We start from the raw sequence: 24,098 nt of genomic DNA, 5'->3' as shown, positions 1-24,098 counted from the left end.
AGCCCGATATGAACAGTGCCGCTGTGGTTGTTGAAGCCGACGAAAACGCCTTCCGGGCGCGCCTGCTGGACGCGCTTGAGGCGTCGATCGTCGAGGACGGCTATCAGAAGACGACGGTGGCCGACATCGTCCGGCGGGCGCGGACCTCGCGCAGGACGTTCTACGAGCACTTCTCCAGCCGGGAAGAGTGTTTCGTCGCGCTGATGACCGCCGCCAATGCCGACCAGGTGCGGCAGATCTCGGCGGCGGTCGACAGTCGCGCCCCGTGGCGCACCCAGGTGCGCCAGGCCGTCGAAGCCTGGATCGCCTCCGGCGAGTCCCGGCCCGACCTGATGCTGAGCTGGATCCGCGACGTACCGTCGCTGGGCGCCACGGCACGGCAACTGCAGCGTGAGGCGATGGAGAACTTCGTCGCCATGGTGCAGGCGATGAGCGACACCGAGGAGTTCCACGCCGCCGGTGTCGAGGTCTCGCGGCCCCGGGTCATCATGTTGCTCGGGGGCCTACGGGAACTGACAGCCAGCACTGTCGAGAGCGGTGGCCGCATGAGCGACATCACCGAGGAAGCCGTCGACGCCTCCCTGGCCCTCCTGGAACCGCGGGGCTGATCAGACCAGCCCCAGCCGCCGCAGATCGCTCACGTACTTGCGAATCAGGCCCGGTTCGATGTGCGGGACGTCGCCCACCGCACCTACCCGCGCCGCCCGCACCGCCGAACGGAACACCGTGGTCGGGGCGCCGGCACCGCGCACCGGTTGCGCCGGGCTGCCGAAGGCGTGCAGCAGCGGTAACACGGTCTGCGCCCGCCGCTTCTCCGGCAGGGCGGTCAGCGCCGTCTCGAACCGGTGCAGCCAGTCGTTGTAGTCGTCGACGCGTTCGATCGGGTTGCCCGCCCGAATCAGCCAGTCCACGAACACATCCAGTGAAATGCCGTCGTCATGGGGGTTCATCACGTCGTAGGAGACGTACCCGTCGCGGGCCTGCGAACCGAGGGTGGTGATGGCCTCGGCGATGAAATCCACGGGCAGCCCGTCGTAATGTGCCCGCGGTCGGCTGCCGAGCCCGTCGCCGAGATAGAAGGATCGCGGGGCGACGCCGGTGATCAGCAGGCTCAGGATCAGCCGGGTGAACATGTCCGGCACATTGAGCTGACCGCCGTAGCGGGTGTGCGCCAGGATCATGTCCGAACGGAACGTCGCCACCGGCAGGCCACACAGCTCATGTGCCTCGCGCAGCAGCACCTCGCCGGCCCACTTGCTGTTGCCGTAGCCGTTGGCGTAGCTGTCGTCGATCGGGCGCACGGGGCTGACGACGCGGATGTCGCCGTCTTCCTCGAACTGTCCGGGCGCGACGCCCATGGCCACCGCGATCGTGGAAAGGTAGGTGACCGGTTTGATCCGGTTGGTGATGGCCAGCTTGATCAGCTCGGCGGTGCCGACGACGTTCGGCCCGAACAGTTGTCGGTACGGCAGGACGTGGTTGACCAGTGCCGCGGGATGCACGACCAGATCGACATCGGTGGCCAGCCGGTCCCAGTCCTGCGGCGCCAGACCGAGATTCGGTTCACCGATGTCGCCGGCCAACACCTCCAGGTGGTCGGTGGCCAGCTCGGTGAACCGGCGGGACAGGACGGGGTCGGTGTCGAACGAGCGCAGGAGCCGGGACCGGGCCTCGGCACCATCACGGCCACGCACGATCGTGATGAGCCTGCCACCGGTGGGGGCCAACCGTTCCAGCCACTGCAGTGCCAGGAAACGTCCGAGCCAGCCGTTGGCACCGGTGAGCAAGACCGTGGCGGGTTCTCCGGTGGTCCGTGGCAATCCGGGGGCCGCGGCCAGCGTCGCGGCATCGATGAACTTGTCGAGGGTGAGCTCCGAGGCCCGGATCTCGGTGGCGTCCGCGCCGTGCACAGTCCCGAACGTCGGCTTGCGGGAGCCGGAGGTGCGCTCGGACTCGATCTGCTCGGCCAGTTGGTTCAGGTTGCCGGCTGGGTTCACGATTGTGCCGACGGGCACCTCGATGCCGAAGAAGTCACCCAGCAGGTTCGACAATGTCAGTGCCGACAGTGAATCCCCGCCGAGATCGGTGAAGTGCGCATCCGGGGAGACCTGCGCGGTCCCCAGAATCGCAGCCGCCGCCCGGGTCAGGGTGTCGATCACCGGTTGTGTGGCGGCGGCCTGCCGTAAGGTCCGGAACTCATCGGCCTGGGCCGCGGCGATATCGGCATACATCTGTTCCAGTCGCGCACTGTAATGTGCTTTGAGATTGGGCCGCAATAGTTTTCCGACTCCGGACAGGAGCCCATTGGTCGCACTGAACGGCTCGGTCTCGACGATGAAGTCGGCCGGCAACTCGTAGGTCTGCAACTCGGCCTCGCGGGCGGTGCGTTGCAGCGATTCGGCCAGCGCCGCTTTGAGGCCATCGGGGTCATACTGGCCCACCGCCTCCGGCGTCGGGACGACGACGGCCAGCAGCGACGCGCGTTCGCTGTTGCCGTACACGAAGATCTGCCGCACCAGGGCGGCGCCGGCATACACCGCTTCGAGGTTTGCGATCGCGACGAACTCGCCCTGAGCCAGTTTGAGTACATTGTTGCGCCGGTCCACATATACGAGGTGATCAGGTGCTGTCTCGGCCATCACGTCGCCGGTCCGGTAGTAGCCGTCCTCGTCGAACACGCTCGCGGTGATCTCCGGACGTTTGTAGTAGCCAGGCGTCAAAGATGTTGACTTGACCAGTAACTCGCCGCGGGGATACGGCTTGTCGGTGCTGAAGTAACCGAGTTCGGGTACGTCGATGAGTTTGTAGTCGATCACCGGGGGGCGGGACACCATGCCGTCGCGGGTGACGGCGCCGGTTTCGGTGAGGCCGTAGCCGTCGGCGATGTGCACACCCAGCACGTTGTCGAGGAACGCCTTCATCTCCACCGCCAGTGGGGCGGTGCTGACGAAGCCGCTGAGGACCCGGCCGCCGAGAACCCGCTCGCGCAGTTCGACTGCCGCCTCCTTCTCGGCGGTCGTCTCATCGGCGCCGCCGGTGACGAGCCGGTCCACGGTGCCGCGATAGCGTTGGTGGAGCATGTCCACCACACGCGGCACCAGGCCAAGCTCGGTCGGCCGGACCAGGGCCAGATCGTCGAACAGCGTCGACAGATCCGATTCGGGCACAAAGTAACTGACCCCGCCGTTCTGCACCGAGGACACCAGTGGCAGCCGGCCGCCGAGGTGGTTGAGCGGCATGAAGTTGACATTGAACACCGGGGTGGTGTTGTCGGAGACGAACGATGACGTCCACAGCTTGCTCACCATCGACTCGCTGTACATCGCGCCTTTCGGTGCGCCCGTGGAGCCCGACGTGTACAGGATCATCGCCAGTCGGTCGTCGTCGCCGTCGGTGTAGAGCGGTACCGCCGACAGTGCGGAGCCGCGGTCGATGACCTCGCCGAGGGTGGTGACGGTGATTCCGGTACCGGCCAGCCGGCGGGCCGCACGCTCCAGGATGTCGCGGTGGTCGTCGACCTCGGGCCGGTAGTCGAACACCACCAGATGCGCGACCGAGGTGATGTCCTTGATGGATTCGACGGCCAGGTCCAGGTATTCGGCGCTGACGGTCAGCACGCGGGGCTCGACCTCGGCGAGGATCGGTGCGAGCCGTGACACCGGCGCGTTGTGTTGCAACGGCACCGTGACCAGTCCCAGGTAGGCGCAGACGAAGTCGAGCGTGAGGTAGTCGGCACTGGCGAAGCCGATGGTCGCGACGGCATCACCCGGTTTGACCGGCCTCGTGGGGTCCTGACGCCAGGCCGATGCGATGGTCCGCACCCGTGACCACAGCTCGCGGTAACTGATGGTGTCGAAGCGGGGCAGCAGCCTGGCCACGGTGCGACCGGTGTCTGGTTCGGCCACCAGTTCGGTGGCCCGCTGCCCCAGCGCGGGCCGGTCGGCATACCCGGTGAGCAGGGTGTACAGGATCTGGGAAAGCCGCAGCCCCGGTGTGCGCGCGTCCTCGAGCACCGCGGGTAACGGGTCGGAGGCGCTGAACTGCGCGTCCGTGGCGTACAGCTCAGCGATTCGCCGTGCCAGGAGCTGCTCGCCGCCGAGTCCGTTTTCCAAGTCTGAAATATCGTGAGATACGCCGTGGACATCGCTTGTCATACGTGGTTAAGACGTGTCAGGCCTACTGAAAATTCATTTCTGTGACTGTGAGCTGCTACACATCCGGGCAGGACCGGCGATGAGCTGGGTATATGCAACTATTCTCAGCTGATTCACAGCTACCCGTCAGCTCGCTGTCGCCCGGAGCTGCTGGTGGCGGTGCTGGCGTTCGATGGTGGCGAAATAGAACGCGAACGCGAAGGCGAAACTGGTGAACAGGCTCGCGACGAAGAACAGCCACGGCCTGCGGATGCCGCGGCGGAGACCGTCGGCGATCGTAAACAGGGGCAGCAGAATGACATTGGCGATGGTGTAGTCGGCACTGGCCGAACTTGCCGCCGGGTTGTCGTATCCGAGCGCGATGAACTGTGCCCAGCTGCCCGGGCCCCAGATCGGATTGCTGCCCGCGGTGGCGTACTGCTGCACGAACTGCATGTTGAAGTACCAGCACAGCGGAATGGATGCGATGCCGACCGCGTAGAACGTCAGCTCCAACGCCGAGAACCGCGGGCCGGGTGGACGGGAGAAGAGTTCGGGGTTCGACCGGATGATGAGCGCGACAACGGCCACACCCAGAATTGCGTGAACGATGAGAGACACCATGGCGTGAGCACACCCGCCGACAGAGGTTTTGTCAATAATGACATTTCTGGGATGGGGTACGTTACCGGCATGGTCCGGCCCGCGCAGACCGCGCGCAGCGAACGCACGCGCGAGGCGCTGCGGCAGGCTGCGCTGGTGCGGTTCCTGGCTCAGGGCGTGGAGGACACCTCGGCTGAACAGATCGCGGCGGACGCCGGGGTGTCGTTGCGGACCTTCTATCGACACTTCACCTCGAAGCACGATCTGCTGTTCGCCGACTATGACGCCGGATTGCACTGGTTCCGTGCCGCACTCAACGACCGCCCGGCCGACGAATCGATCCTGGACTCCGTGCAGTCGGCGATCCTGGCGTTCCCGTACGACGTCGGCGCCGTCACCAAGATCGCCTCGATGCGCGCTTCCGAGCTCGACCCGGGGCGCATCGTGCGCCACATCCGTCAGGTCGAGAGCGACTTCGCCGCCGCAGTGGCCGACCACCTCGCACGGCGCCATCCTCCCGCCCCGGGCGGGGATGACCGGCTGCGGATCGCAGTGACCGCGCGGTGCGTGGCGGCATCGGTGTTCGGCGCCATGGAGGTCTGGATGACCGGAAACGACGCCGGTGAGCGGTCATTGCCGGAGCTGGCCCGGCTGTGCCGGACCGCGCTTGAGTCGCTGCGATCGGGCCTTGTCTGATCGTTTTGTCATTATTGACAAAACTTCGGAGGCGTGTCAGCCTCAGCCCATGGCGGACTACGACGCGATCGTCATCGGTGCCGGCCACAACGGGCTGACCGCGGCGGCACTGTTACAACAGGCTGGAATCCGCACGCTGTGCCTGGAGTCCAAGCGTTACGCCGGTGGCATGGCGTCCACCGTCGAACTGTTCGACGGGTACCGGTTCGAGATCGCGGGCTCGCTGCAGTTCCCGACCTCGGCCGTGGTCAGCCGGGAACTCGGCCTCGATGAGCTGCCGACGATCGACCTCGAGGTGATGTCGGTGTCGCTGCGCGGGATCGGCGATGCCCCGGTCGTGTACTACAGCGACCCGATCAAGATGCTCACCCATCTCGGCGAGGTCCACGGCGCCGACGCGGTCACCGGTATGGCCGGGCTGATGGCCTGGTGCCAGGCCCCGACCCGGGCGCTGGGCAGATTCGACGCCGGTCGCCCGCCTCGCAGCATCGACGAGATGTATGCGTGCGCCACAAACGAATTCGAACGTTCGACGATCGATGACCTGCTGTTCGGCTCGGTCACCGATGTGCTCGACCGGTATCTGCCCGACCGCGACAAGCACGGCGCGCTGCGCGGCATGCTGGCCTTCCTTGCGGTCAACACCACCTATCGCGGCCCCGAAACACCGGGTAGTGCGGCCGCACTCGCCTTCGGGCTGGCCGTCCCGGATGAGAACGCCATGCTGATGAAGAAGCTGGCGGGTGGGATCGGCGCCCTCACCGGACACCTGCACGAGCGGCTGGTCTCCGGCGGCGGTGAACTACGGCTGCGCAGCCCCGTCGAGCAGATCCTGGTCGACGGCGGCCGCGTGAGCGGGGTGCGCCTCGCCGACGGCTCCACGGTGACCGCACCGGTCGTCGTCTCCGCCGTCGCACCGGATCTGACGGTCAACACGCTGCTCGGTGCCGACGTGGTTCCCGCAGAAGTTCGAGACCGATTCGGCCGCATCGACCACCGCGGTAGCTACCTGCAGATGCATTTCGCGCTGGACGGGCCACCCACCTTCACTCAACCGTACGAACTTCTCAACGATCCCGAAATGCAGGCGGCCATCGGGCTTTTCAGTACACCTGAAGAACTGCAACAGCAGTGGCAGGATGCCAGGCGCGGGATTGTGCCCGCCGACCCGGCCATCGCGTTCCAGATTCCCTCCGCACACGACCCGACGCTCGCGCCTGCCGGCAAGCACGCGGCGTCGGCATTCGCGCTGTGGTTCCCGGTCGAGGACTCTCCGACGGGCTACGGGGAGCTCAAGGCTGAGATGGGCCGCCGGGTAATCGAGAAGATCACCCGGCTGGCACCGGATTTCGAACGCCGCATGATCCGGCACACCACCTTCACTCCGCGCCATATGGGCACGATGTTCGGCGCGCCCGGCGGCGACTACTGTCACGGGCTCATCCATCCCGAGCAGATGGGGCCCAACCGGCCGGGGCCGAAAGGCTATGTCGGTCAACCGCTCCCCGTGGACGGGCTGTACCTGGCCAGCGCCGGTTGCCACGGCGGCCCCGGGATCACCTTCATCCCCGGCTACAACGCCGCCAAGGCAGCGTTGGCGGGCTCGGCCTAACGTCGGCGCAACTGTTCGGCCCAGTCGGCGGGGACACGTCCCTGTGGGCCGGGCACGGGCTGGTCAACCGGCCGGTGCTGGGGCGGGGCCAACGCGGGCCCGGCGTAGGACTGGTTGGTGTCGAAGTTCCAGAACCAGTCTTCGCCTGGCTCGAACGAGCGGATGACCGGATGCTTTGTGTGCCGCCAGTGCGCGGTGGCGTGGCGGCCCGGTGAGTCGTCGCAGCAGCCGATGTGCCCGCACGCCGCGCACCGGCGCAGGTGCACCCACCATCCCCCTGCTGCCTCGCATTCCGTGCATCCGGTTCCACTCGGTAGCACAGTCGGATCGACGGCATTGCTCATGACGTAGAGCCTAGTCCGAGTAGGGTTCCCGGCATGGCAACCAGCGATTCCCGTGAAGTAGTCATCGAGGCGACCCCGCAGGAGATCCTCGACGTCATCGCCGATGTCGAGGCGACACCCAGCTGGTCCCCGCAGTACCAGCGCGCCGAGATTCTGGAGAGCTACGACGACGGCAAGCCGCGGCAGGTGAAGATGACGGTGAAGGCCGCCGGGCTCACCGACGAACAGGTGATCGAGTACACCTGGGCCGAGAACAAGGTGAGCTGGACCCTGGTCAGCGCCGGGCAGCTCAAGGCACAGGACGCCAGCTACACCCTGACGCCGGACGGCGACAAGACCAAGGTCAGATTCGACATCACCATCGACCTGTCGGTGCCGCTGCCCGGCTTCATCCTCAAGCGGACCATGAAGGGCGGGGTCGACACCGCCACGGAAGGGCTGCGCAAGCAGGTGTTGAAGGTCAAGAAGGGCGGATAACGCCGCCGCAGGCTCAACTCGCGTTGGCCGCCGACGCCGACTGCGCCAGCTCGGTCAGCAGCGGCGGGATGTCCATCTGTGCCACCACCGCCTCGATGAACACCATCCGGTCGGAGGCGGCCGCCGCAGCGGCCAACGCTTCATCGAGTTCGCCGTAGGTGCCGGCCTGGAAGGTCAGCGCGTCGGGAACACCCAGGGCGGCAGGCAGGTCGGTCCAGCGCCAGGCCGCGATGTCGTTGTAGGAAGCCTTGGGGCCGTGGATCGCCCGCTCCACGGTGTAGCCGTCGTTGTTGACCACGATGATCACGGGCGTCAGTCCCTCGCGGCCGAACGCGCCGAGCTCCTGGATGGTCAACTGGGCCGCGCCGTCACCGATCAGCAGCACGGTGCGACGGTCCCGGTCGGCCAGGCCGGCTCCCAGCGCAGCAGGCAGGGTGTAGCCGATCGAGCCCCACAGCGGCTGGCCGATGAACGTGACTCCGGCGGGTAGCCGGTGTCCGGCCATGCCGTAGAACGAGGTCCCCTGATCGGCCAGCACCACGTTGCCGGGCGTTAACGCTTCGGAAAGCCTGTCCCACAGTGCTTTCTGCGTCAGCGTTGTGTCGCGGGCGGGTGAGTCGGCAGGAGGCGGTGTGGCCGCGGGCTCGGGTGCGGGTGAGGTGACGCCGCGTCCGGTCAGGATTGCGGTGACGGCATCGAGGGCCGCCGACATGTCCAGCGGTGCGAACACCTGTCCGGCAACCACGCTCTGGTTGGCGCCGATGTCGATGGTGCGTGCGGGATCGATGCGCTGGCTGAAAAAGCCACTGACCATGTCGGTGAACAGCACGCCGGCGGTCACGAGAACGGGTGCCGTCTCGATCGCCTCCCGCACCGAATTTTCGCTGGCCGCACCGGCATAGATGCCCAGGAAACTCGGTGAGCTCTCGTCGACCAGGCTTTTGCCCCACATGAGTGTGGCGTGCGGAACTGTGTCGGCGCCCAGCAGCGTGTTGAGCTCGTCGACGCATCCCAGCCGGTGCACCAGGAAATCGGCGAGCACGGTGAGACGGTGATCCGCGATCAGCCGCGCCGCCGCCTCGGTGAACAGCGACAGCGCCTGTGGGCTGGTGCCGCCGGTGTAGCGGGGCAGCGGCGCGGTGGGCGGTTCGGTGGGGAAGCGGGCCACGTCGGTGGCGATCATCAGGTAGCCCGGTCGTTTCTGCTCGCGGACTTCCGAAAGCACGCGGTCGATCTCGCGCGTCGCGGTCGCCGGGACCAGATTAGCCTGCGCGCAGGTGATCTCGCGGCTCATCCGCAGAAAGTGCTCGAAGTCGCCGTCGCCCAGGGTGTGGTGTACCACGCGTCGCGCGCCCTGCGCGTCCTTGGACGGCGCGCCCACGATGTGCACGACGGGGACATGCTCGGCGAAACTGCCCGCCACCGCATTGGCCGCCGAGAGCTCGCCCACACCGAACGTGGTGACCAGCGCCGCCATCCCCCGCAACCGACCGTAGCCGTCGGCGGCGTAACCGGCATTGAGTTCATTGGCGCCGCCCACCCAGTTCACGCGGGGATGGGCCAGGATGTGGTCGAGGAACTCCAGCTGGTAGTCGCCGGGGACACCGAAGACCTCGGTCACCCCCAGTTCGGCGAGGCGGTCCAGCAGATAGTCACCGACGGTGTAGCCGTTATCGGTCATCCCGCTAGTGTGCCTCGCATGACGAAGACGGGACCCCTGGCCGGGGTGAGAGTTGTCGAACTCGGCGGCATCGGCCCCGGGCCGCATGCGGCGATGATGTTGTCGGATCTGGGTGCTGACGTGGTGCGGGTACGACGCCCGGGCGGGCTGACCATGCCCGCCGAGAACGTCGACCTGCTCCATCGCGGCAAGCGGATCGTCGACCTGGACGTCAAGGCCGAACCGGAAAAGCTGCTGGAGTTGGCGGCCAAAGCCGATGTGCTGCTGGACTGCTTTCGGCCGGGCACCTGTGAACGTCTGGGTGTCGGGCCGCAGGACTGCGAGGCGGTCAACCCGCGGCTGATCTTCGCCCGCATCACCGGCTGGGGGCAGGACGGCCCGCTGGCTTCCACGGCCGGCCACGACATCAACTATCTGTCACAGACCGGTGCGCTGTCGGCGATCGGCTACCGCGACCGGCCTCCGGTCGCGCCGTTGAACCTGGTCGCCGACTTCGGTGGCGGGTCGATGCTGGTCGTGATGGGCATCGTCACCGCGCTCTATGAGCGGGAGCGCTCCGGTAAAGGGCAGGTGATCGACGCCGCGATGGTCGACGGAGTGAGCATGCTCGCGCAGATGATGTGGACCATGCGGGCCACCGGCTCGTTACAGGACCAGCGTGAATCGTTTCTGCTCGACGGCGGTGCACCGTACTACCGCACCTATGAGACTTCGGACGGCAAGTACATGGCCGTCGGCGCGATCGAGCCACAGTTCTTCGCGCAATTGCTCGCCGGCCTGGGTTTGGCGGCCGACGAGATTCCCGGTCAGTTCGAGCTGGCCCGCTACGACGAGATGCGGGCGATCCTCACCGAGCGGTTCGCCGGCAAGACCCGCGACGAGTGGTCGGAGATCTTCGCCGGCACCGACGCCTGCGTGACGCCGGTGCTCACCTGGGGTGAGGCCGCCGAGAACGACCACCTGCGGGCCCGCTCGACGCTGGTGGCCATCGACGGCGTCGACCAGGCCGCTCCCGCACCACGGTTCTCCCGCACCCCCGCCGGAGCACCTGGCACGCCGCCGAAGTCCAGCACGTCCATCGACGAGATCGGCTGGACCTAGTCGGATAGGGACCTTGTCCCCTGGCACACCGTTCTTGCTGCTAGGAGGATGGGGTCAGGCCGGACGGTCACCGGCGCAAGGAGGTTCAGATGAACAGCCACTCGAGTCGCGGGGGAATCATCGTCGGTGTCGACGGTTCCGGTAGTTCCGATGCCGCGGTGCGCTGGGCGGCGGGCACCGCCGCGCTGCGTCGGGTGCCGCTCACGCTGCTCTTTGCGCAGCCGGTGGTCTCCGCACCGGGGTGGCTGGACGTCGGCTTACCCCAGGACTATTGGCAGTGGCAGGACCGCCAGGGCAAAGAGGTCATGGAAGCCGCCCGTCGGATCGCCGAGGACGCCGGGGGTGGATCGCTACGCATCGCCGAAAAGCTCATCGCGGCCCACGCGGTCGGCATCCTGATCGATTGCTCGCGTGACGCCGATCTGGTGGTGGTCGGGTCGCGTGGTCTGGGGAAGTGGAGCAGACGGCTGCTCGGATCGGTGAGTTCCAGTGTCGTATTGCACGCGCACGGCCCGGTGGCGGTGGTGCCCGGTGCTGATGCGGCACAGGTGCCTGCCACCGCCCCGGTGGTGGTCGGGGTCGACGGTTCGCCGGCATCCGAGCTGGCCGTCGAGATCGCGTTCGACGAGGCGTCGCGACGCGGTGTGGAACTTGTGGCGGTACATACCTGGTACGACTTCGAGGGCGCGTTTCCCGACGAGAACTGGACCGAATCCAAACCGCGTGAAGAACGCGTCCTTGCCGAGCAGTTGGCGGGCTGGTCGGAACGCTATCCGGACGTCGCGGTCCGGCGAGTGGTCATGCCCGACCGGCCCGCGCGGCACCTGCTGGCCCAGGCCGAGTCCGCCCAGCTCGTGGTCGTCGGTAGCCGCGGCCGGGGAGGATTCGCCGGGATGATGCTGGGCTCGGTCAGCGCCGAGGTGGTCCATTCGGCGCGCACTCCGGTGATCGTGGCGCGCCGATCCGACTGACCTCGCACCGCCTTCGTCACTGAAGACAGGGCGAGACGTTTGCTGCATCGGCCGACGTGGCACCTGCACAGTTACTACATTGCTTCTATGGCAGTGAGGGCATCGCGGGAAGTCGTGTTCGACGCCCCGCCCGAGGCGATCATGGACGTGCTCGCCGACGTGGATGCGTTGCCTGCCTGGTCTCCGGTGCACCGACGTGTCGAGGTGCTCGACCGGTACCCGGACGGGCGCCCACACCATGTCAGGGCGACGATGCGGGTGCTGGGCATCAGCGACAAGGAGACGCTCGAATACCACTGGGGCGACCGCTGGATGGTCTGGGATGCCGAAGAGAATCTGCAACAACGCGGTCAGCACGTCGAATACAATCTGACCCCCGAGATCGACAAGACGCGGGTGCGGTTCGACATCACCCTCGACCTGGCGATGCCCGTCCCGGAATTTCTCATCAAGCGGGCCAAGAAGCTCGTGCTGCACGTCGCGACCGAGCGGCTGCGGCAGCGCGTCATGGGTAATGCTCACCCTGCGTGAAACGGAATAGCCGGTCACCCCGGCTCGGTTGGTGCGGATATGCCCAATGGAGTTGTGCTTCCCCTGAACCCGTCGGCCGCCAATGTTGTCGACGACGCCATCGCGCAGGCTCAGCGCGCGTATACCGCTGGAGTGCGCCAGATCTGGCTGGCCCAACGGTTCGACGTCGATGCGATCGCATTGGCGGGACTGATCGGCGCGGCCGTGCCCGGGCTGGGCGTCGGCACCTCGGTGGTGCCGATCAACCCGCGACATCCACTGTTGGTGGCGTCGGCGGCGCAGACCGCCCAGGCCGCCGCGCACGGCAGCTTCAGTCTGGGTCTCGGCCTCGGATCGCACGCTCCCGAACATCGCGCATTCGGCACCCTCTGGCGCAATCCGGTGGGGAGGTTGCGCGAACATCTGCAGGTGCTGCGCGCGATCTTCGACGACGGTGCAGTCGATTTTCACGGCGATGAATTCACCGTCAGTCCCGAATGGCCGGTGCAGGTGCCCGGCGGGACGCCGATCCCGGTGTACGTGGCGGCGATGGGCCCCAAGGCCCTGCGGGTGACGGGAGAACTGGCCGATGGCACCTTGCCTTACCTGGCCGGGCCGCGCACCGTCGGCGAGTTCATCGTGCCGACCATCAACGACGCGGCCGCGGCGGCAGGACGAGGACAGCCACGCGTCATCGCAATGGTGCCCGCGCTGGTGACCGATGACGTGGCCGCCGGCCGCGAGCTGGCCGCGCAAGAACTCGCGTTCTATCAGACCATTCCGTCCTATCAGAAGGTGATCGCCCGTGAAGGGGTGTCCGGGGTGGCCGAACTGGCCGCTGTAGGTTCGGCCGATCAGGTGCGCAAGAAGCTGCAGTCCTATCTGGATGCGGGAGCGGCGGAGGTGGCGCTGAGCCCGCTGCGCACCGAGCCGGGGGATCTGGAAGCGCTCTGGGCCGTCGTGGGTTCTACTCCGCGATAGCCGATCACGCACCGAAATGGCGCGACATAGTGTCGCGATCTGGGGCCGATTCCTTACACAGTGGCCCGGCAGGCCTGGTGTCGGGGCTGGCAGGATGGCATGCCACACGCCACCGTCCTCAGAGGTTGATCTCTTGCCCCGCACTGTGTTCGAACGTCAACCGCCGTCGGAAAGCGTTGTGCGGCAAGCATTACGCGACACCGAGCTGGGGTGTTTCTGGGGTGCGGACATCGGCGATGGACCGCGGTATCCCCGGGCCACCGTGACCGCGCACTACGACCTGGTGATCGTCGGTGGTGGCTACACCGGATTGTGGAGTGCGCTGCTGGCCGTCCAGCGCGACCCCGGTATCCGGGTGGCGTTGCTGGAGGCTTCGGCAATCGGCAATGCGGCTTCCGGGCGTAACGGTGGGTTCGTCGAGGCCAGCCTCACCCACGGCGAAGCCAATGGCCGCAGCCGGTGGCCCGCCGAGTTCGACACGCTGCAGCGGTTGGGGTACGACAACCTCGACGCAATCGAGAAGTCGGTGGTCGAGTTGGGGCTGGACTGCGACTTCGAACGCAACGGCGTCCTCAGCGTCGCGGTCGAGGACTACCAGGCGCGGGAGTTGCGCGAGCAACCCGCCGACCCGGATGTCACCTATCTGGATCGGGATGCCGTCCGCGCGCACGTCAACTCACCGACGTATCTGGCGGGGGCGTGGGCGGCCCGGGAAGCCGCGACGGTCCACCCGGCGAAGCTGGCCGCCGAACTGGCGCGGGTGTGTGCACGCCACGGTGTCGAGATCCATGAGAACACCCCCGTCACCGGGCTGACCGGCGCGCGCGGGCCGGCTCCGATCCAGCTCACCACCGACGCCACGACGTTGTTGGCCGATCGGGTGATCCTGGCTACCAACGCTTTTCCATCGCTGCTCAAGCGGTACCGGTATCACACCGTGCCGGTCTACGACTATGTCCTGATGACCGAGCCGCTCTCTGACCAACAACTGGACTCGATCGGTTGGCAGGGGCGGCAAGGTGTTTCGGACATGTCCAACCAGTTCCACTACTACCGGTTGTCCGCCGACAATCGCATCCTGTGGGGCGGCTACGACGCGGTTTACCACTTCGGCCGTCGGATCGACTCGCGCCTCGAGGACCGGCCCACCACCTACGAAACACTGGCCCGCCATTTCTTCACCACCTTTCCCCAGCTCGAGGGGGTGCGATTCAGTCACCGCTGGGGTGGGGTCATCGACACCTCCACCCGGTTCTGTGCGTTCTTCGGCGCGGCCAACAAGGGCCGCATCGTTTACGCCGCGGGGTTCACCGGATTGGGCGTGGCAGCAACACGTTTCGCCGCGAACGTCATGCTCGACAAGGTCAACGAGCAACGTACCGAACGCACCGAGTTGGCGATGGTCGCGTCCAAGCCGCTGCCGTTTCCGCCGGAACCCCTGGCCTGGCTCGGCATCAATGCGACCCGGTGGTCGTTGGACCGCGCCGATCACCGCGACGGCAGGCGCAATCTGCTGTTGCGGGCGCTGGACGCAGCCGGCCTCGGATTCGATTCCTGAGGCCCTCGGACATGGTCAGCGATGTCATCCCCACCGGTCGGTTGTCGATCCCCGTCCACCGCTGCCCACCCAACCTGCCGCCACCGGCACACGATCAGTGGAGTTGGCAACTGAGCGGCAGTTGCCGCGACCATCCGGCAGAGGTGTTCTTCCCGGATGAAGTCCGGGGGCGCCGGCTGCGCAAGCGCGAGGACGCGGCCAAGGCGATCTGTCGGGAATGCCCGGTGTTGGCCCGGTGTCGCGAACATGCCCTGACCGCGCCCGAGCCGTTTGGTATCTGGGGTGGGATGACGGCGCAGGAGCGCGCAATCACATTGGCGGGCAGCACTTCCGGTGTTGATGTCAACGGCGCAGAACCAGTTTGAGCATTTCACCTGCGGGTCCGCTCAGCGTCTTGGGGCCGGACCAGACGGCGTGCAGCGTGCGCCGCAGGTCGAGCCCGTCGACGTCGATGACACGTAACTCGCCTGCGGTGACGCTGTCCTCGATCGCCAAGGTGCTGAGCACGCCCGGACCGACACCGCTGAGCACACTGGTGCGGATAGCCGCGCTACTACCGAGTTCGAGAAGTGGTGCCGGGCGCTGATATTCCTGCAGTGCGAGGTCCACGGTGCGCCTGGTGCCCGAACCCGGTTCGCGGGCCAGGAGTGGCGTCGCAGCCAGCTCCGCGATCGTCAGCGGCCGGCGCCTGCGCGCCCACGGATGGCTCGGGTGCACGACGACGACCAGACGATCGTGTTCGATGGCGATCCTGTTCAGGTGCTCGGGTGCCGATGGTCCTTCGACGAACCCCAGGTCGCACGAGCGGTCCGTGACGTGGTCGAACACCTGCATGGAGTTGAGCACCTGCAACTGAACGTGGACGTCGGGGTGCCGGCGTCGGAAATCACCCAGCCACACGGGCAGGAGGTGTTCGGCGATGGTCATGCTTGAGGCGATGGTCAGCTGTGCCTCGTGCTCGACCCGCAATGCGGTCGCCGCGTCGAGTAGCCGGTCGACGTCGGCGAGCACTTCGCGCGCCCAGTGCACGATCACGGTTCCCTGAGCGGTGAGGGTCGACCCCCGGGGCGTGCGGTCGAGGAGCGTCATCCCGAAGCGGCGTTCGAGTTGGCGGATCGCGCGGGTGGCGTTCGGCTGGGCCATGCCCATGGCGCGGCTCGCGGCACCGAGGCTGCCACGGTCATCGATCCCGACGAGCAGCGCGAGCGTCGACAGGTCGGGGAGTTCTGCAGGCATGTCAGAACGGTATGCCTTTTGCGGTTCACATATCGCATCTATATGACCTGATGTGAAATTGACGGCTACTGGAGTGCGGCGCGATGCCGGACCGTATAACCATGACCAGCCAAGTGGGTGCGCCGCAGACCCGATCCACCGACCCAGCTTCCACGGCGTCCGTGCGCGGGCGCCTCGCGGCGCTCGGGCCGGGGATGGCCGTCGCGGCGGGGGCCACCGGCGCGGTGCTCCTTTTCGCGCATTTCGTGCCTGCGGTCAGCCCGCTGCTCATCGCGATCGTCCTCGGCGCCGCACTGTCGAATGCCATTGCACTGCCTGCGCGGGTGAAGCCGGGCTTGTCGTTCGCGGCGAAGAAACTCCTGCGTGTCGGGGTGGCGTTGCTGGGTCTGCAATTGGTGCTCGGCGACATTCTCGGTCTCGGCGTCGGCATGATCGCCGTGGTTGTCGCAATCGTCGTGCTCGGCATCTTCGGGACCATGGTCGTCGGCCGGCTACTCGGGCTCAGTTGGACACAGCGGTTCCTGATCGGCTGCGGTTTCTCGATCTGCGGTGCCGCCGCGGTGGCCGCGGTCGACGGCGTGATCGACGCCGAGGAGGAAGAGGTGCTCACCGCGGTCGCACTGGTGGTCATCTTCGGCACCCTGATGATCCCGGTGATACCGCTGGCATCCCACCTGATCGGGCTGAGTGACCAGGATGCCGGGATGTGGGCCGGTGGATCGATTCACGAGGTCGCCCAGGTCGTCGCGGCCGGCGGTGCCGTCGGTGGCGGAGCTCTCGCGGTGGCGGTGGTCGTCAAGTTGGCGCGCGTCATCATGCTCGCTCCGGTGATCGCGATCGTCAGTGCGCGTCAGCGCCGGATCAACCGCGGCGCCAACGATGTCAAGCGCCCGCCGATCATCCCCATGTTCGTGGTCGCGTTCATCGTCTGTGCCGCCGTGCGCACCACCGGGGTCGTGCCCGAAAGTGTCCTTGCCGGAGCCAAACTCACCGAGACCGCGATGTTGACCGCGGCAATGTTCGCTCTCGGCGTCGGGGTGAACATCGCAGGCCTGCGGAAAGTCGGGATCCGCCCCTTTGTGTTGGCAGTGCTGTCCACCGTGTGGGTGGCCGGGATCGCGCTGACCGGAGTGCTGCTGGTCGGTTGAGGTACGCGGCACGCCTACCGGTGTGCCCGCAACCCGCCCAACCGGCGGATCGCCTCGTCGAGGGTTTCGTCGCGCTTACAGAATGCAAAGCGCACCAGGTGATTCCACAGATCGGCATGCGGTGCGTCCGGATCGCAGAATGCTGACATCGGGATGGCGGCCACCCCGGTCTGGTGCGGCAACTCGGCGCAGAACGTGGCGCTGTCGTCGTAACCCAGCGGTCGCGGATCGGCACACAGGAAGTAGGTGCCGAAACTGTCGTGCACCTCGAACCCGAGTTCGGCCAGCGCTGAGCTCAGCCGGTCCCGCTTGCCCTGGAACGACTCCCGCAGGTCGGCCACCCAGGGATCCTCGTTGTCCAGGGCGTGGGCTACCGCGGGCTGAAACGGCGCACCGCCCACATAGGTCAGGTACTGCTTGGCGGCGCGCACCCCGGCGATGAGTTCGGCTGCGCCACAAGCCCAGCCAATCTTCCAGCCGGTGGCGTTGAACATCTTGGCGGCACTGGAGATCGTGATGGTGCGTGCCGACATGCCCGGATAGTTGGCCACCGCAAGGTGACGGTGCCCGTCGAACACGAGCTGCTCGTACACCTCGTCGCTGATCACCAGCAGATCGTGGTCGACGGCCAGCGCCGCGATGGCCCGTAGTTCGGCGTCGGAGGCGACCGCGCCGGTCGGGTTGTGCGGTGAGTTGAGGATCAGCGCCTTGGTTTTCGGGGTGACGGCCCGGCGTAGTCCATCGACGTCGATCGCGAATCCACGTCCATCGGCAACCATCGGGACCGCGCGACGGATGCAGCCGGCCATGGCGATGGCGGGGGAGTACGAGTCGTAGAACGGCTCGATCACCAGGACTTCCGAGCCCGGTTCCACCAAGCCGATGAGTGAGGCCGCGATCGCTTCGGTGGCACCGACTGTGACCAGCACCTCGGTTTCGGGGTCGTAGTCCGTGCCGTGGTGGCGCTTGCGTTGTGCGGCGATGGCCTGCCGGAGCTCGAGGATGCCCAGCCCGGGCGGGTATTGGTTGACCCCGTCGGCGATCGCCTGCTGCGCGACTTTGAGCATCGCGGGCGGACCGTCCTGGTCGGGAAACCCCTGGCCGAGGTTCACCGCACCGACCCGCGTGGCCAGCGCTGACATCTCGGCGAACACCGTGACGGAGTACGGCCGCAGGCTTCGGACAGTCATGGTCATCGAGCCTAGTCAGGTTGTGAAAAGTCTCGTGGTCCGCGTCCTGCATGCGGCCCGCGGCGTTTAGTTGTCGACACCTGAGTCCCGCCGCGTTTCCAGGCCGGGCGGGACCACCCGCAGTTTCGCCGCGATCCGCGTCAGCGCCGCCAGGTCGGTTGAGGTGAGCGGGTCAAGGACGAACTCCCGCACCGCGCGCAGGTGGATCGGGGCCGCATCGACCACCAGGCGATGACCGGTGTCGGTGAGGGAAACGAGGGTGTACCGGCCGTCATCGGGATCCGGTGACCGGGTTACCCAGCCCCGGGCCTCGAATCTCTTGACGACATTGGACAGGCGGGACAGCGACCCGCTGGCCAGGAACGCCAGGTCGCTCATCCGGATCCGACGGTCCGGGGCCTCAGATATGTGGCTGAGCGCCAGATACTCGAACAGGGTCAGGTCGACCTCGCGCAGTGGCGATTCGAGTTTGCCGGGCAACAGCAGCATGAGGGCGACCAGTCCGGTCCACGCCTCTTTCTCCTGCTGGGTCAGCCAGCGGGTCTCCTCCTCCATGCGGAATGACTTTACGCGTGAAGTATTCGGTGTACGGTTACTTCATGCGTGAAGTTAAAGAGGGTCGAGATGTGCAGTTCTTCGTGACCTCCGGATTTGGAGAGAAGGCGTTCGGCCAGTTGCACTACAGCCAGGCGGTCCGGATCGGAGACCGGGTGGAGATCTCCGGCCAGGGTGGTTGGGATGATGACCTGAACATTCCGGCATCGCTGGAAGAGGAGATCGTGGTGGCGTTCGACAACGTCGAGCGGACGTTGGCTACGGCCGGTGCCATCTGGCGCGATGTGGTGCACGTGAACTCCTACCATGTCATCGCCGCACCGGGCTCCACGTTCGATGCGCACAACGTGGTCATGACCGATCAGTACCGCAAGCGGATGGGCGACCGGGCGCCCATCTGGACTCAGATCGGTGTCACCGCCCTCGGCCTGCCGGAGATGCGGATCGAGATCCGGGTCACCGCAATCGTCGAGAACTGATGCGCGCGAGTTGAGGTGTCGGGAATGAATAGGCCGCTCGAGGCGCTTACTGCGACGTGACTTCCCAGCCTTTCCGCCTCGCGCCCGACGCCGCTCTGCTGAAGCCGTTGCAACTCGGCGCAACAGAAGCGTCCAACCGCATCTTCATGGCACCGCTGACGCGGTCCCGTGCTCAAAGTGACGGCACGCCATCGGATCTGGCCGCAGCGTACTACTCGCAGCGGGCGTCCGCGGGCATCATCGTCAGCGAGGCCACTGCGGTGTGTGAGCAGGCCAACGGCGCGTACATGAACACACCGGGCATCTACACCGACCGCCACCAGAGCGTGTGGGCTGAGATCGCTTCGGCGGTTCACGCCGAGGGCGGCAAGATGTTCGTCCAGCTGTGGCACGTCGGCCGGATGGCGCACCCCGAGATCAGCGGCTTCGATGTCGTCGCCCCGTCGGCCATTGCGGCCGATGTGGTGACCCACACCCCGTCGGGTAAGCAGCAGCTGACGGTGCCGCGTGCGCTGCGGATCGACGAGATCGAGTCGATTGTCGGGCAGTTCCGCTCGGCCGCCCGCCGCGCCGTCGACGCGGGTATGGACGGGGTGGAGATCCACTCCGCCAACGGCTATCTGCTGCACGAGTTCCTCTCCGATGTCACCAACATCCGCACCGACGCGTACGGCGGTTCCCCGGAGAACCGCGCCCGGCTGACCGCCGAGGTCATCGAGGCCGTGGCCGACGAGATCGGGGCCGAGCGGGTCGGGGTGCGAATCTCGCCCGGAAACACCGCAGGCGACATGCGTGAGAACGACACGGTCGGCGCTTATGAGGCACTGCTCAACCGCATCACCCCGCTGGGTATCGCGTATCTGCACGTGCTGATCGACCCTGCCGTTCGTGCCTTCGGGGTGATCCGGGCGCTGTGGCCGGGCACGTTCGTGCTGAACACCGGCCGTGCCAGCGGCACCGACTTTTCCCAGCTGGAGAGTTACGTCCAGTGGGGTGCGATCAGTGCGGCCGCGGTGGGGCGTACGTTCCTGGCCAATCCCGACCTGATCGACAGGCTGGTGCTCGGCGCTGAACTCAACGAGCCCGACGTCGCCACCTTCTACGCACCGGGACCGGTCGGCTACATCGACTATCCGACGCTGACTGAGGTCGAACAGCAGAAGTCGGCGTAAGCGGTTGCCGAGCTCCCAACCAACAGGTTGATCGACGGTCCTGTTACTCTCCGGTTAGAGGACTGCCTTGTGATGGGGCGGTTCCATAACCCGAACCTGAACAGGACCTGGAGCTAAAACATGTCCGAAGAAGCCTTCATCTATGAGGCGATCCGCACACCGCGCGGTAAGCAGCGGGGCGGCTCGCTCAACGAGGTCAAGCCCGTCAACCTGGTCGTCGGCCTTATCGAGGAGATCCGGAGCCGATTCCCGGACCTCGACGAAACGCTGATCAGCGATGTCATCCTGGGCTGTGTCTCCCCGGTCGGGGATCAGGGCGGCGATATCGCCCGCACCGCCGCATTGGTTGCCAAGCTGCCTGAGACCACCGGAGGCTTCCAGCTCAACCGGTTCTGCGCCTCGGGCCTGGAAGCGGTCAACCTGGCCGCCCAGAAGGTGCGCTCTGGCTGGGACGATCTGGTCCTGGCCGGCGGTGTCGAGTCGATGAGCCGCGTCCCGATGGGCTCCGACGGCGGCGCCTGGGCATCTGACCCGGAGACCAACTACCGCATCGGCTTCGTCCCACAGGGGATCGGCGCCGACCTGATCGCCACCATCGAAGGCTTCTCCCGCGAGGACGTCGACGCTTACGCCGCCCGTTCGCAGGAGCGCGCGGCGGCGGCCTGGTCCGGCGGCTACTTCGCCAAGTCGGTGGTTCCCGTGCGTGACCAGAACGGTCTGGTCATCCTCGATCACGACGAGCACATGCGGCCCGGTTCGACGGTGGAAAGCCTGGGCAAGCTCAAGACCGCTTTCGACGGTATCGGCGCGATGGGCGGCTTCGACGACGTGGCGCTGCAGAAGTACCACAATGTCGAGAAGATCAACCACATCCACACCGGTGGCAACAGCTCGGGCATCGTCGACGGCGCGGGCCTGCTGCTTATCGGTAGCGAGAGTGCAGGCGCCTCGCAGGGCCTGACCCCGCGGGCCCGCGTGGTGGCCACGGCCACCAGTGGCGCCGATCCGGTGATCATGCTGACCGGCCCGACCCCGGCGACCCGCAAGGTGCTCGACCGCGCCGGGCTGACCGTCGATGACATCGACCTGTTCGAGCTCAATGAGGCGTTCGCCTCGGTGGTGCTGAAGTTCCAGAAGGATCTGAACATCCCCGACGAGAAGCTCAACGTCAACGGTGGCGCCATCGCGATGGGCCACCCGCTGGGCGCCACCGGCGCCATGATCACCGGCACCATGGTCGACGAGCTGGAGCGCCGCGGCGCCCGGCGCGCACTCGTGACCCTGTGCATCGGCGGCGGCATGGGCGTCGCGACCATCATCGAGCGGGTTTAAGGAATAGTCATGGCAGAGAACACCATTGCGTGGGACAAGGATGCCGACGGCATCGTCACCCTGACGCTGGACGACCCGACCGGTTCGGCCAACGTGATGAACGAGCACTACAAAGAGTCCATGCACAAAGCGGTCGAACGCCTTGTCGCAGAGAAAGACTCGATCACCGGAGTGGTCATCACCAGTGCGAAGAAGACCTTCTTCGCCGGCGGTGACCTCAAGGGCATGATCAACGTCGGTCCCGACAATGCGGCCGAGGCGTTCGAAGAGGTCGAATTCATCAAGGCCGACCTGCGCGCGCTGGAGACCCTGGGTAAGCCCGTTGTCGCGGCTATCAACGGCGCCGCACTCGGCGGTGGCCTGGAGATCGCACTGGCGTGTCATCACCGCATTGCCGCCGACGTCAAGGGCAGCCAGATCGGCCTCCCCGAGGTCACTCTGGGCCTGCTGCCCGGTGGTGGCGGCGTGGCCCGCACCGTGCGCATGTTCGGCATCCAGAAGGCGTTCATGGAGGTGCTGAGCCAGGGCACCCGGTTCAACCCCACGAAGGCTAAAGAGGCCGGCCTTGTCGACGAGTTGGTCGGCAGTGTCGAGGAACTGGTCCCGGCCGCCAAGGCGTGGATCAAGGCCAACCCGGAGGCCGGCACCCAGCCGTGGGATGTCAAGGGCTACAAGATGCCCGGCGGCACCCCGTCGACGCCGGCGTTGGCGGCCATCCTGCCGTCATTCCCGGCGCTACTGCGCAAGCAGCTCAAGGGCGCCCCGATGCCGGCACCTCGGGCCATCCTGGACGCCGCGGTCGAGGGTGCGCAGGTCGACTTCGACACCGCGACCCGCATCGAGAGCCGCTACTTCACCTCGCTGGTCACCGGGCAGGTCGCCAAGAACATGATCCAGGCGTTCTTCCTGGATCTGCAGACCATCAACGGTGGCGGGTCGCGCCCGGACGGCATCGCCAAGCAGGAGATCAAGAAGATCGGCGTGCTCGGCGCGGGCATGATGGGCGCGGGCATCGCCTACGTGTCGGCCAAGGCCGGCTACGACGTCGTGCTCAAGGACGTCACGATCGAGGCCGCGCAGAAGGGCAAGGCCTACTCCGAGGGCCTGGAAGCCAAGGCACTCAAGCGGGGCAAGACCACCGAGGAAAAGTCCAAGGCGCTGCTGGACCGGATCACCCCGGCCGCCGAGGCTGCCGACCTCAAGGGTGTGGACTTCGTGATCGAGGCGGTGTTCGAGAACCAGGAACTCAAGCACAAGGTGTTCCAGGAGATCGAGGACGTCGTCGAGCCCAATGCGCTGCTGGGCTCGAACACCTCCACGTTGCCGATCACCGGTCTGGCGACCGGTGTGAAGCGCCAGGAGGATTTCGTCGGGATCCACTTCTTCTCACCGGTCGACAAGATGCCGCTGGTGGAGATCATCAAGGGCGAGAAGACCTCTGACGAGGCGCTGGCCCGGGTGTTCGACTACGTGCTGGCGATCCGCAAGACCCCGATCGTGGTCAACGACAGCCGTGGATTCTTCACCTCCCGCGTGATCGGCACCTTCGTCAACGAGGCGCTGGCCATGCTGGGTGAAGGTGTGGAGCCGGCCAGCATCGAGCAGGCGGGTAGCCAGGCCGGCTACCCGGCGCCGCCGCTGCAGCTGTCCGATGAGCTCAACCTGGAGCTCATGCACAAGATCGCCACCGCTTCCCGCAAGGGTGTGGAAGATGAGGGCGGCACCTACCAGGCGCACCCGGCCGAAGCCGTGGTCGAGAAGATGATCGAGCTCGGACGGCCCAGCCGCCTCAAGGGTGCGGGCTTCTACGAGTACGCCGAGGGCAAGCGCGTGGGCCTGTGGCCGGGCCTGCGGGAGACGTTCAAGTCGGGCAGCTCGACCCCGCCGCTGCAGGACATGATCGACCGCATGCTGTTCGCCGAGGCGCTGGAAACCCAGAAGTGCCTCGACGAGGGCGTGCTCACCTCGACCGCCGATGCGAACATCGGCTCGATCATGGGCATCGGTTTCCCGCCGTGGACCGGCGGCAGCGCGCAGTTCATCGTCGGATACGAGGGACCCGGCGGCGTCGGCAAGGAAGCCTTCGTGGCCCGCGCCAAGGAGCTGGCCGCCAAGTACGGCGACCGCTTCCTGCCGCCCGCCTCACTGGAGAGCTAAGCGCGAAACGTCAAAAGCCCCCGGCGTAAGTCGGGGGCTTTTGCGTGCGCTGGCATCGAAATTGCGTGCAGGGTTGTGGATTTCGCCTTGGATTCAAGCGGTGGCTGCAACGAATGTGGACGGGTCTGAGAGTAGTCGGTCGAGTTCTTCGGCGGGGGTGCG

22 protein-coding genes are annotated in these 24,098 nt (G+C 66.5%); 15 read left to right on the top strand and 7 right to left on the bottom strand.

Annotation, left to right across the window (positions count from 1 at the left end; translation table 11 throughout):
• Nucleotides 1–8: 8 nt before the first annotated feature.
• On the top strand, nt 9–608 hold the full coding sequence (locus M1247_RS35985; RefSeq protein ID WP_317161246.1) for a TetR/AcrR family transcriptional regulator: 600 nt from the start codon (nt 9–11) through the stop codon (nt 606–608).
• Here the strand turns inward: M1247_RS35985 and car are convergent, their stop codons facing one another.
• Together car and M1247_RS35975 are read right to left on the bottom strand one after the other, a co-directional pair.
• Complete coding sequence (car, locus tag M1247_RS35980; protein ID WP_317161245.1) at nt 609–4,154, bottom strand: carboxylic acid reductase; 3,546 nt, start codon at nt 4,152–4,154, stop codon at nt 609–611.
• A 126-nt stretch (nt 4,155–4,280) separates the two neighbouring features.
• Nucleotides 4,281–4,757, bottom strand: coding sequence for a DUF2834 domain-containing protein (locus tag M1247_RS35975; protein ID WP_317161244.1), 477 nt, complete (start codon nt 4,755–4,757; stop codon nt 4,281–4,283).
• A 69-nt stretch (nt 4,758–4,826) separates the two neighbouring features.
• Here M1247_RS35975 and M1247_RS35970 point away from each other — a divergent pair, with 69 nt between their 5' ends.
• Complete coding sequence (locus M1247_RS35970) at nt 4,827–5,432, top strand: TetR/AcrR family transcriptional regulator (RefSeq protein WP_317161265.1); 606 nt, start codon at nt 4,827–4,829, stop codon at nt 5,430–5,432.
• A gap of 49 nt (nt 5,433–5,481) precedes the next feature.
• Entirely contained in the window at nt 5,482–7,044 is a 1,563-nt protein-coding gene (locus M1247_RS35965; RefSeq protein ID WP_317161243.1) for a phytoene desaturase family protein, read from the top strand.
• On the opposite strand, the gene M1247_RS35960 is transcribed toward M1247_RS35965, so the two are convergent.
• Nucleotides 7,041–7,388: a UBP-type zinc finger domain-containing protein gene (locus M1247_RS35960; protein WP_317161242.1), complete on the bottom strand. Its 348-nt coding sequence runs from the start codon at nt 7,386–7,388 to the stop codon at nt 7,041–7,043. The two genes, M1247_RS35965 and M1247_RS35960, sit on opposite strands and share 4 nt — an antisense overlap.
• A gap of 33 nt (nt 7,389–7,421) precedes the next feature.
• On the opposite strand from M1247_RS35960, the gene M1247_RS35955 reads away from it, so the two are divergent.
• A complete protein-coding gene (locus M1247_RS35955; RefSeq protein WP_317161241.1) occupies nt 7,422–7,865 on the top strand; it encodes an SRPBCC family protein in 444 nt (147 codons plus the stop codon).
• Nucleotides 7,866–7,878: 13 nt separating this feature from the next.
• Here the strand turns inward: M1247_RS35955 and M1247_RS35950 are convergent, their stop codons facing one another.
• Nucleotides 7,879–9,546 carry an alpha-keto acid decarboxylase family protein gene (locus tag M1247_RS35950; RefSeq protein ID WP_317161240.1) on the bottom strand — a complete coding sequence of 556 codons (1,668 nt, stop codon included), beginning with the start codon at nt 9,544–9,546 and terminating at the stop codon, nt 7,879–7,881.
• Between the two features lie 18 nt (nt 9,547–9,564).
• Here M1247_RS35950 and M1247_RS35945 point away from each other — a divergent pair, with 18 nt between their 5' ends.
• The 6 genes from M1247_RS35945 (at nt 9,565) to M1247_RS35920 (ending at nt 15,032) form a co-directional block, all read left to right on the top strand.
• Nucleotides 9,565–10,647 (top strand): CaiB/BaiF CoA transferase family protein, encoded by a 1,083-nt coding sequence (locus M1247_RS35945; RefSeq protein ID WP_317161239.1) that lies wholly within the window; start codon nt 9,565–9,567, stop codon nt 10,645–10,647.
• Nucleotides 10,648–10,736: 89 nt separating this feature from the next.
• Complete coding sequence (locus M1247_RS35940) at nt 10,737–11,618, top strand: universal stress protein (protein ID WP_317161238.1); 882 nt, start codon at nt 10,737–10,739, stop codon at nt 11,616–11,618.
• Between the two features lie 87 nt (nt 11,619–11,705).
• Nucleotides 11,706–12,149: an SRPBCC family protein gene (locus M1247_RS35935; protein WP_317161237.1), complete on the top strand. Its 444-nt coding sequence runs from the start codon at nt 11,706–11,708 to the stop codon at nt 12,147–12,149.
• A gap of 39 nt (nt 12,150–12,188) precedes the next feature.
• Nucleotides 12,189–13,109, top strand: coding sequence for an LLM class F420-dependent oxidoreductase (locus M1247_RS35930; RefSeq protein WP_317161236.1), 921 nt, complete (start codon nt 12,189–12,191; stop codon nt 13,107–13,109).
• Nucleotides 13,110–13,242: 133 nt separating this feature from the next.
• Nucleotides 13,243–14,667 carry an NAD(P)/FAD-dependent oxidoreductase gene (locus M1247_RS35925; protein ID WP_317161235.1) on the top strand — a complete coding sequence of 475 codons (1,425 nt, stop codon included), beginning with the start codon at nt 13,243–13,245 and terminating at the stop codon, nt 14,665–14,667.
• Between the two features lie 11 nt (nt 14,668–14,678).
• On the top strand, nt 14,679–15,032 hold the full coding sequence (locus M1247_RS35920; RefSeq protein WP_317161234.1) for a WhiB family transcriptional regulator: 354 nt from the start codon (nt 14,679–14,681) through the stop codon (nt 15,030–15,032).
• On the opposite strand, the gene M1247_RS35915 is transcribed toward M1247_RS35920, so the two are convergent.
• Nucleotides 15,010–15,903, bottom strand: coding sequence for a LysR family transcriptional regulator (locus M1247_RS35915; RefSeq protein WP_317161233.1), 894 nt, complete (start codon nt 15,901–15,903; stop codon nt 15,010–15,012). The genes M1247_RS35920 and M1247_RS35915 overlap by 23 nt on opposite strands.
• Nucleotides 15,904–16,004: 101 nt before the next feature.
• Here M1247_RS35915 and M1247_RS35910 point away from each other — a divergent pair, with 101 nt between their 5' ends.
• The gene (locus M1247_RS35910) at nt 16,005–17,051 is read left to right on the top strand and encodes a YeiH family protein (RefSeq protein ID WP_317161232.1); all 1,047 of its coding nucleotides are present in this window, start codon (nt 16,005–16,007) and stop codon (nt 17,049–17,051) included.
• 14 nt (nt 17,052–17,065) lie between these two features.
• Here the strand turns inward: M1247_RS35910 and M1247_RS35905 are convergent, their stop codons facing one another.
• Both M1247_RS35905 and M1247_RS35900 read right to left on the bottom strand, forming a co-directional pair.
• On the bottom strand, nt 17,066–18,241 hold the full coding sequence (locus tag M1247_RS35905; RefSeq protein WP_317161231.1) for a pyridoxal phosphate-dependent aminotransferase: 1,176 nt from the start codon (nt 18,239–18,241) through the stop codon (nt 17,066–17,068).
• 66 nt (nt 18,242–18,307) lie between these two features.
• Nucleotides 18,308–18,796: a MarR family winged helix-turn-helix transcriptional regulator gene (locus M1247_RS35900; protein ID WP_317161230.1), complete on the bottom strand. Its 489-nt coding sequence runs from the start codon at nt 18,794–18,796 to the stop codon at nt 18,308–18,310.
• Nucleotides 18,797–18,840: 44 nt separating this feature from the next.
• On the opposite strand from M1247_RS35900, the gene M1247_RS35895 reads away from it, so the two are divergent.
• From M1247_RS35895 to M1247_RS35880, 4 genes are all read left to right on the top strand, one after another.
• The gene (locus M1247_RS35895; RefSeq protein ID WP_317161229.1) at nt 18,841–19,275 is read left to right on the top strand and encodes a RidA family protein; all 435 of its coding nucleotides are present in this window, start codon (nt 18,841–18,843) and stop codon (nt 19,273–19,275) included.
• 56 nt (nt 19,276–19,331) lie between these two features.
• Nucleotides 19,332–20,447 (top strand): alkene reductase, encoded by a 1,116-nt coding sequence (locus tag M1247_RS35890; protein WP_317161228.1) that lies wholly within the window; start codon nt 19,332–19,334, stop codon nt 20,445–20,447.
• A 120-nt stretch (nt 20,448–20,567) separates the two neighbouring features.
• On the top strand, nt 20,568–21,779 hold the full coding sequence (locus tag M1247_RS35885) for an acetyl-CoA C-acetyltransferase (protein WP_317161227.1): 1,212 nt from the start codon (nt 20,568–20,570) through the stop codon (nt 21,777–21,779).
• A 9-nt stretch (nt 21,780–21,788) separates the two neighbouring features.
• Entirely contained in the window at nt 21,789–23,936 is a 2,148-nt protein-coding gene (locus tag M1247_RS35880) for a 3-hydroxyacyl-CoA dehydrogenase NAD-binding domain-containing protein (protein ID WP_317161226.1), read from the top strand.
• Nucleotides 23,937–24,098: the final 162 nt, after the last annotated feature.

The sequence above is a fragment of the Mycobacterium appelbergii genome (assembly GCF_032883035.1).
GTDB lineage: Bacteria > Actinomycetota > Actinomycetes > Mycobacteriales > Mycobacteriaceae > Mycobacterium > Mycobacterium appelbergii.
The sequence above is the reverse complement of the archived record's forward strand: the minus strand, read 5'-3'. Positions and strand labels throughout refer to the sequence as shown.